General features: G+C 74.0%; 9 protein-coding genes and 2 pseudogenes. 9 read left to right on the top strand and 2 right to left on the bottom strand.

The window, feature by feature from the left end; genetic code table 11:
* The 8 genes and pseudogenes from H5J29_RS15735 to H5J29_RS34355 form a co-directional block, all read left to right on the top strand.
* Nucleotides 1–362: ferredoxin reductase domain-containing protein (locus H5J29_RS15735; RefSeq protein ID WP_512700118.1), on the top strand; the 362-nt coding region annotated here is incomplete at its 5' end.
* Between the two features lie 71 nt (nt 363–433).
* Nucleotides 434–766, top strand: coding sequence for an ArsR/SmtB family transcription factor (locus tag H5J29_RS15730; RefSeq protein ID WP_181781712.1), 333 nt, complete (start codon nt 434–436; stop codon nt 764–766).
* Nucleotides 763–1254: an SRPBCC family protein gene (locus H5J29_RS15725; RefSeq protein WP_181781711.1), complete on the top strand. Its 492-nt coding sequence runs from the start codon at nt 763–765 to the stop codon at nt 1252–1254. The genes H5J29_RS15730 and H5J29_RS15725 overlap by 4 nt, the downstream gene beginning before the upstream one ends.
* Before the next feature lie 17 nt (nt 1255–1271).
* Nucleotides 1272–2891 (top strand): CocE/NonD family hydrolase, encoded by a 1620-nt coding sequence (locus tag H5J29_RS15720; RefSeq protein WP_181781710.1) that lies wholly within the window; start codon nt 1272–1274, stop codon nt 2889–2891.
* Entirely contained in the window at nt 2888–3463 is a 576-nt protein-coding gene (locus H5J29_RS15715) for a helix-turn-helix domain-containing protein (protein ID WP_181781709.1), read from the top strand. The genes H5J29_RS15720 and H5J29_RS15715 overlap by 4 nt, the downstream gene beginning before the upstream one ends.
* A 12-nt stretch (nt 3464–3475) precedes the next feature.
* Complete coding sequence (locus H5J29_RS15710; RefSeq protein WP_181781708.1) at nt 3476–4381, top strand: ABC transporter substrate-binding protein; 906 nt, start codon at nt 3476–3478, stop codon at nt 4379–4381.
* Nucleotide 4382: 1 nt separating this feature from the next.
* Nucleotides 4383–4682, top strand: a pseudogene (locus H5J29_RS36575) (siderophore-interacting protein); the annotation flags it as partial.
* Nucleotides 4683–4717: 35 nt separating this feature from the next.
* On the top strand, nt 4718–5140 hold the full coding sequence (locus H5J29_RS34355; protein WP_220187464.1) for an SIP domain-containing protein: 423 nt from the start codon (nt 4718–4720) through the stop codon (nt 5138–5140).
* Nucleotides 5141–5418: 278 nt separating this feature from the next.
* Here the strand turns inward: H5J29_RS34355 and H5J29_RS15700 are convergent, their stop codons facing one another.
* Nucleotides 5419–6015: a helix-turn-helix domain-containing protein gene (locus tag H5J29_RS15700; protein WP_181781707.1), complete on the bottom strand. Its 597-nt coding sequence runs from the start codon at nt 6013–6015 to the stop codon at nt 5419–5421.
* A gap of 78 nt (nt 6016–6093) precedes the next feature.
* Nucleotides 6094–6609, bottom strand: a complete 516-nt coding sequence (locus H5J29_RS15695; protein WP_181781706.1) for an OsmC family protein — start codon at nt 6607–6609, stop codon at nt 6094–6096.
* Between the two features lie 199 nt (nt 6610–6808).
* Here H5J29_RS15695 and H5J29_RS15690 point away from each other — a divergent pair.
* A pseudogene (locus tag H5J29_RS15690) lies at nt 6809–7031 on the top strand (TetR family transcriptional regulator); the annotation flags it as partial.

Here is a 7031-nt window from a genome sequence, read left to right as displayed (position 1 = left end):
CCGGGATCAGCCCGCTGCGGGCGATCCTGGAGCAGATCGAGCGCGAGGGCGGTCGCCGGGAACGGGCCGTGGTGTTCTACGGCGCGCGGAACTGGGACGCGCTGCACGCGCTCGACGGGCTGCGCCGGATGAGCTATCGCAACCCCTGGCTGGACGTGGTGCCGGTCGTGGAGGAGCCCCCCGCGGTGTCGGGGCCGCTGGTCGGGCGGCTGGCCGACGTCGTCGCCGGGTTCGGCTCCTGGAGCGACTGCGAGGTCCTGGTCTCCGGCTCGCCCGCGATGCTCACGGCCACCGTCCGCGCGCTGCACGTGGCGGGCGCCGCCCTGGACCAGATCCACTACGACCCGTTCGTGGCGGACTGACGACGACCCCGTTCGACGACCGGTTGTCGCTGCCCGCTTGACGTATTCCCATATGGGAATACGATGGGGACATGGCACGGGCGGCGACCACCACCGACGCGTTCAACGCGGTGGCCGAGCCCCGGCGCCGGGAGATCCTCGAGGTGCTCGCCCGCGGCGAGCGCTCGGTGGGCGACCTGGTCGGGGAGCTGGAGCTCGCCCAGCCTCAGGTGTCCAAGCACCTGAAGGTGCTGCACGAGGTGGGGCTCGTCGCCGTCCGGGAGGACGGCAGGCGACGGCTGTACCGGCTGAACGGTCGTGGGCTCAAGCCGATCCACGACTGGGTGGCCCGCTTCGAGCAGCACTGGGAGGACCGGTTCGGCGTACTGGACGCCGTCCTCGAGGAGCTTCAGGAGGAACCATGAGCACGAAGACCCGCGGCAGCGCCGTCGTCACGCTGCCCGCCGACGACCAGATCCTCATCGTGCGGGAGTTCGCCGCCCCCGCCGCGGCCGTGTTCCGTGCGTGGACCGAGCCCGAGCTCGTGAAGCGCTGGTGGGCGGGCACGAAGGGGACCGTGACGAGCGCCGAGGTCGACCTGCGCGTCGGCGGGGGCTGGCGGTGGGTGATGGAGGCGAACGGCGGGTTCGAGGTCGCCTTCCACGGCGAGTACCGCGAGATCGTTCCGGCGGAGCGGCTGGTGTTCACCGAGGTCTTCGAGGGCATCCCGGACGCCGACGCCGCCTACGCGGTCACGAGCCTGGACATCGTCGAGTCCGGCGGTCGGACCACGGTGAGCATGCTCGTGCAGCACCAGACCCGGGAGCACCGGGACATGCACGTCCAGTCCGGGATGGAGGAGGGCATGCAGACCTCGCTCGACGCCCTCGAGGACGTGGCCGCCGGGCTCTAGGGGTTACGGTCGGACGCGTGATCTCCGCGCTCGCCGACCGCGCCCTGGGTCTGGGACCCGGCCGTGTCCGGTACACCCGCACGACGGTCCGCACCCCGATGGCAGACGGCGTCTCGCTCGTCGGGGAGCTGTACCGGCCCGCCGACGGGACCGGGCCCCTGCCGGTCGTGCTGATCCGCACGCCCTACTCGCGCAGTGCGATGGGGCACCCGCTGTTCGCGGCCCCGCTCGCCCGCCGGGGATTCCAGGTCCTGCTCCAGTCCACCCGGGGCAGCTTCGGCTCCGGCGGGCAGTTCCGGCCCTTCCGGCACGAGCGGGAGGACGGCCTCGCGACGATCGACTGGGTGCGCGCCCAGGACTGGTGCGACGGGCGGATCGCGACGACGGGGATCAGCTACCTCGGGCACACGCAGTGGGTGGTCGCCGGGCAGGCGGACGTCGTCGCGATGGCGGCGCACATCACCGCCTCCCGGATGACCGACACGTTCTACCCGGGTGGCGCCCCGACCCTGCTCAACGCGCTGAGCTGGTCCTCCTCCATCGGCAACCAGGAGAGCGACCTGCCGCTGGTGCCGCACCCGGTGCGCCACCGGCGGCTGCGCTCGGCGCTGCGCCGGATGCCGCTGCAGGCGGCGGACCTGGCGGTGGCGGGCGCTCCCGTCGGCTTCTGGCGGGACTTCACCGGGCACGGCGAGCCGGACGACGACTTCTGGGAGTCCACCTACACCGAGCGGACCCGGGACGTGCCGCCGACGAGCATGGTCACGGGGTGGTGGGACCTCTTCGTGGCCGCCCAGATGCAGGACTACCGGGCGCTGCGCGAGGCGGGGGTGGATGCGCGGATCGTCGTCGGGCCGTGGCTGCACGGCGCGGTCGACGAGCTGCGGGAGGTCCTGCGCACCGACATCGCCTTCCTCGACCACCACCTGCGCGGCGGGCCCGCGCCCGAGGGCGCCCCGGTGCGGCTCTACCTCCAGCAGGCGGACCAGTGGCTGGAGTTCGACGAGTGGCCGCCGCCCGCGGAGCCGGAGACCCTGCACCTCGGCGCGGGTGGGGCGCTGGGGTCGGGCGTCGGGAGCGGGTCGAGCGCCTTCGTCTTCGACCCGGCGGACCCCACGCCCGCGGTCGGTGGGCCGCTGCTGCAGAAGCCGGGGGAGCAGGTCGACCAGAAGGCCGTCGAGGTCCGGCCGTACGTGCTGGTCTTCACCGGTCCCGAGCTGGCCGCGGACACCGACGTGGTCGGTCCGGTGACCGCGCAGGTGTTCGTGCGGCCCGAGCTGGAGTACGCGGACGTCTACGTCCGGGTCTGCGACGTCGACGCGGCCGGGGTCTCGCGCAACGTCGTCGACGGGATCCGGCGGCTCGACCCGAGGACGGTCCCGGCGAAGGACGTGACCCGCGGGCCGGACGGGGTCCTCGCCGTCGACCTGGAGCTGTTCCCCACCGCCTACCGGTTCCGGGCGGGGCACCGGATCCGGGTGCAGGTGGCGGGCGGTGCGTTCCCGCGGTTCGCGCGCAACACCGGCACCGCGGAGCCGCTCGGCACCGCGACGACCGGGCTGCGCTGTCGCACCGAGGTGCTGCACGACGAGGCGCACCCCAGCCGGGTCACGGTCCCCGTGCTGCGTCGGTCGTGAGCGATCTCGACGCGGTGCTCGACGCCGTCGGGCCCCGGTTGCGGGCGGCGCGCACGGCCCGCGGCGCCACCCTGGCCGCGGTGAGCGAGGAGACCGGGATCTCCGAGAGCACCCTGTCGCGGCTGGAGAGCGGCGGTCGCAAGCCCACACTGGAGCTGCTGCTGCCGCTCGCCCGGGCCTACGGCATACCGCTCGACGAGCTGGTGGGCGCCCCGGAGACCGGCGACCCCCGCGTGCGGTTCACACCCGTGCACCGCGACGGGCGCACCTACGTGCCGCTGACCCGGCGGCCCGGCGGGGTGCAGGCCTTCAAGATGATCTGTCCGCCCGCCGGTTCGGAGGAGCCGGACCAGCGCGTCCACGAGGGCTACGAGTGGATGTACGTGCTGGAGGGCAGGCTGCGGCTCGTCCTGGGGGACCGGGACCTGGAGCTGACGCCGGGGGAGGCGGCGGAGTTCGACACCCGCGTGCCGCACTGGTTCGGCAGTGCGGACACCCGGCCCGTCGAGCTGCTGGTGCTGTTCGGCAAGCAGGGGGAGCGGGCGCACCTGCGGGCGCGGGCCGGAGGTTAGGCTCAGCTCACTATGAGTCTTCGTCGCCTGCTCCCCGTGGTGGCCCTGGTCCCCCTGCTGCTCGCGGGGTGCTACGGCGCCCCCGCGGAGGAGGACACCGCGGCCGCCACCCGCACCGTCACCCATGCCCGCGGTCAGACCGAGGTCCCCGCGCAGCCCGCCCGGATCGTGGTCCTCGAACCGGTCCAGCTGGACACGACCGTGGCGCTCGGGGCGGTCCCGGTCGGTGCCGCCGTGCTGAGCGAGGCCGCCGGGGTGCCCGCCTACCTGGGGCAGGCGGCGGCAGGCGTGCAGACGGCAGGCACCGTCCAGTCCCCGAACCTCGAGAGGATCGCGGCGCTGCGCCCGGACCTCGTGATCGGCACCCAGACGCGCCACGGCGAGCTGTACGACCGGCTCGCCGCGATCGCCCCGACGGTGTTCATGGCGAACCAGGCCGACCCGTGGCAGGACAACGTCCGGTTCGTGGGGCGGGCGCTGGGGCAGGAGGCTGCGGCCGAGGGCCTGCTCGGCGCGTACTCCGCGCGCTGCGCCGAGGTCGCGCAGCGGTTCGGGACGGCGGGCAGGACCGCCCAGCTCGTGCGGCCGCGGGACGGGCAGCTCACGCTCTACGGGCCCACCTCGTTCGCGGGCAGCACCCTGGAGTGTGCGGGCTTCACCACCCCGCCGCGGGACTGGGAGGACTCGATCTCCGTGGACCTGTCGCCGGAGCTGGTGCTCGAGGCGCGGGCGGACCTGGTGCTGGTCACGGCCGCGGACCCGACGAACGAGAGCGCGATCCCGCCCGCGATGGGGGCGGTGCGCGCGCAGTCCTTCCCGAACCTGCACGTGGTGGACCAGTCCTTCTGGATCACCGGGGTCGGGCCGCTGGGCGGACAGGCGGTGCTGGCGGACGTCGAGCGCATCCTGGCGGGCTGACGTGCGGTCCTTCGGGGACTCGCCGAACGCGCTGTTCGGGACGACGGTCGCCGCGGTGGAACGGCTCTCGCCGGGCTTCGTGCGGGTGCGGTTGGAGGGCGAGCACCTGCGGTGGTTCGTCTCGCACGGGGCGGACCAGCGGGTGAAGATCGTGGTGCCCCCGCTGTCCGGGCTGGGCGGTCCCGAGCCGGTGCCGGAGGCGGAGTGGCGCGCTCGCTTTCGTGCCCTCCCCGCGTCGGAACGGCCCGCGTTGCGGACCTACACGGTCGCCGCCGCCCGCCCCGGCGAGCTCGATCTCGACTTCTTCGTGCACGCCGACCCGGGACCCGCGAGTACGTGGGCGAGCCGGGCGTCGCGGGGGACCGGCTGCTCGTCTCGGGCCCGGACGTCCGGCGCGGCACCGGCCCGCACGGCGTCCAGTGGGCGCCCGAGGCGGCCCGGTCGGTGCTCGTCGCGGGCGACGAGGCGGCGCTGCCCGCCGTGCGGGGAATCGTTGCGGCACTGGGGTCTGCGGTGCGGGCCCGGGTCCTCGTCGCCGCCGCGGACCCGGCGGACGCGGTCCTCGGGGCGGGGGAGCACGTCGAGGTGGAACGTGTGGAGGCACTGCTCCCGGCCCTCGCCCGCGAGCGGGGCGCCGAATACGCCTGGGTGTCCGCGGAGTCGGGGGACATCGCGGAGGCCCGACGAGTCCTCGCCGCCGCGGGGGTTCCGCGGATCCAGGCGCAGGGATACTGGAAGCGCGGTGGGCGGCGGGGGTGAGTGGGAGCCGCGCTGAGAGCACGAAACGTGCGATCTTGGGGCTGGTGCTTGCGGTGATCGCTGGTTGTGTGCTGTGAGCGTTGTTGTCACCGCGCTGAGTGCACGCAGCTCGTGATCGTGCCGCGCTGAGAGCACGAAACGTGCGATCTTGAATCCGGCGCTCGAGGTGATCGCTGGTTGTGTGCTCTGAGCGTTGCTGTCACCGCGCTGAGTGCACGCAACTCGCGATCTTCTCGCGCTGAGAGCACGAAACGTGCGATCTTGGAACCAACCGGCGATCAACCATGCGCCGGAGGACGGCGGGCCTCGCCCGGGTGCGCCACCGCCAACAGCACCCGCGCCGCGCCGTCGTCGACCAGCAGCCAGCGATGCGGCAGCGAGGCGGGATGGCTCACGAGGTCCCCGGGGCCGAGCCGGACGGTGCCCCAACCCTCCACCTCGACGTCGAGCGCGCCCTCGACGAGGTACACGGCCATCTCCCCGGGCAGGGTGAACCACTCGGCGATGTACTGCCCCGGCTCGATGCGGTACTCGAGCACCTCCAGCGGCACCCCGGGCTGCATCACCAGGGCGCGCCCGATCGCGGCGTCCGGCCGGTTGGCGACCGGGATCCCACGGCCCTCGCCGGAGCGCACCACCACGACCTGTGGCGCGTCCGGGGCGGGCAGCAACGTCCCCGGCAGGACGCCCAGCGCCTCGGCGAGCCGGTAGGTGGTGACCATCGACGGCGCGCTCACCCCGCGCTCGATCTGGGAGAGGAAGGGCTGGCTCAGGCCCGCCCGTCGTGCGAGCTCACGCGTGGAGTAGCCCGCCTTCTCCCGCAGTGCTCGCACGGTCGCGCCCACCCGCGCCTGCAGCTCCGCCTCGTCCGTCATCGTGCGCTCACCGGCGGGGAGTCTAGGCCGGCCGAGAGGCCACCGACGCCCGCTGCGACGCGGGCGCCGGCGCCGCCCTCAGCCGAGCCGGGTCGTGACCGGCGTGGTGTTGCGGAACAGGTCGAGCACGGGGCAGTGCGCGTCCACGGTCTCCTTGAGCCGCGAATAGTCCTCGGTGGACGCGGGACCCTTGAGCTCGACGACGAGCCGCACCTCGCCGAACCCGGGCCGGACGGCCTCGTCGAAGCCGAAGAAGCCGCGGACGTCGAGATCGCCCTCGGTCTCGACCCGGACGTCGTCGAGCGGGACGCCGAGCTTCGCCGCCCAGAACCGGTACGTGACGACCTGGCAGGAGACCAGGGCGGCCAGCGCCGCCTCGACGGGGTTGATCGCGGCGTCCTCGCCGCCGAGCGCCGGCGGCTCGTCGATCGTGACGGCGTGCCGCCCGATGCTCAGCTCGGTGCGGACGCCCTCGGCGCCCTCACCGGTCGCGCGGAACAGGGCGACGGCCTGGTCGGGATCGTCGGCCACCGCGGTGGCGGTGCCCTCGACGATCGCGCGCAGGTCGGCGTCTCGGGACGTGGTCGTGGTCATGGGTGATCTCCTCTGGGTCGGGTGCGACGGGCGTCGGCACGCCGGTGGTCACCGGCGCGCCCGCGGACACTGGTCCGCCCCGATCCGGCAGAGGTCGACGTGTCTGCGCTCGGTGAGGCACCGCGGAGTCACGCCCCGAGCACACGCCCCCGAAGATCAGCTGTCAACCGCGGTCCCGCGGGCCGGACGCCACCGCCGAATGTCCGACGCCGTACTGCGAAGGAACGCGATCTACCGGCGCCGGCCGAACCGGCCGGCCCTGGGCGTCGCGGCGTACCGCAGGCTGACGCAGCAGGCCCCGGTTCCGGACACCGGAACGGTGCGCGGGGACGTGCTGGAGCTGCTGCGCGGCGCGAACCGGCACTGGGGCTCGCCGCTGGGGCTGATCCTGCGTGAGCTGATCGCGGCCGCGGGCGGAGCCG

Source organism: Pseudonocardia pini, from assembly GCF_013870575.1.
Lineage (GTDB): Bacteria > Actinomycetota > Actinomycetes > Mycobacteriales > Pseudonocardiaceae > Pseudonocardia > Pseudonocardia pini.
Note: the sequence above shows the minus strand (reverse complement) of the source record. Positions and strands in the feature narration are given on the sequence as shown.

What these genes read in the sequence shown, in the direction of transcription:
- H5J29_RS15730 (WP_181781712.1), top strand. Translation starts at nt 434, where the DNA reads ATGGCACGGGCGGCGACCACCACCGACGCGTTCAACGCGGTGGCCGAG.
- H5J29_RS15725 (WP_181781711.1), top strand. Translation starts at nt 763, where the DNA reads ATGAGCACGAAGACCCGCGGCAGCGCCGTCGTCACGCTGCCCGCCGAC.
- H5J29_RS15710 (WP_181781708.1), top strand. Translation starts at nt 3,476, where the DNA reads ATGAGTCTTCGTCGCCTGCTCCCCGTGGTGGCCCTGGTCCCCCTGCTG.
- H5J29_RS15700 (WP_181781707.1), bottom strand. Translation starts at nt 6,015, where the DNA reads ATGACGGACGAGGCGGAGCTGCAGGCGCGGGTGGGCGCGACCGTGCGA.
- H5J29_RS15695 (WP_181781706.1), bottom strand. Translation starts at nt 6,609, where the DNA reads ATGACCACGACCACGTCCCGAGACGCCGACCTGCGCGCGATCGTCGAG.